This window comes from Mesorhizobium sp. BHbdii (assembly GCF_053848045.1).
On sequence record NZ_JBSPKX010000212.1, the window covers coordinates 1 to 447 of the forward strand.

General features: G+C 61.7%; 1 protein-coding gene. It reads right to left on the minus strand.

Annotated elements, in window-relative coordinates; all coding sequences use genetic code 11:
• The coding region (locus tag ACWTU8_RS32685; RefSeq protein ID WP_455851359.1) for a tetratricopeptide repeat protein at positions 1-447 on the minus strand (447 nt) is incomplete at both ends.

Here is a 447-nt window from a genome sequence, read left to right on the forward strand (position 1 = left end):
CGGGTGCGCACCAGGGAGCGACCGAAATAGGCCCTGGCATAGTTTGCATCAAGTGCGATCGCTCTGTCGAAATCGGCTATGGCGCGATCGTTGTTGCCTTTGCTTGCCCACGCTACGGCTCGGTAATAGTAACCCTCCGCACCAGCGGCATCGAGTTCGATTGCCTTGCTGGTGTCGGAAATCGCGCGAATCCAATCGTTCTTGCCAAGCCAGGCGGCACCGCGGCTGGCATAGGCGTAGGCGTTTTTGGGATCGAGGCCTAGCGCAACGTCATAATCGGCGATGGCGGGATCGAATTCGCCCTTGGCGGCGCGGGCAACGCCGCGGTTGATGTAGGCGATCACGTCCTGCGGATCGATGCGGATCGCCTCGTCATATTCGGCGACGGCACGCACCAGGTCATTCTTCCTGTCCCAGGCGATCCCGAGGCCGCCATGCGCCTTGCCG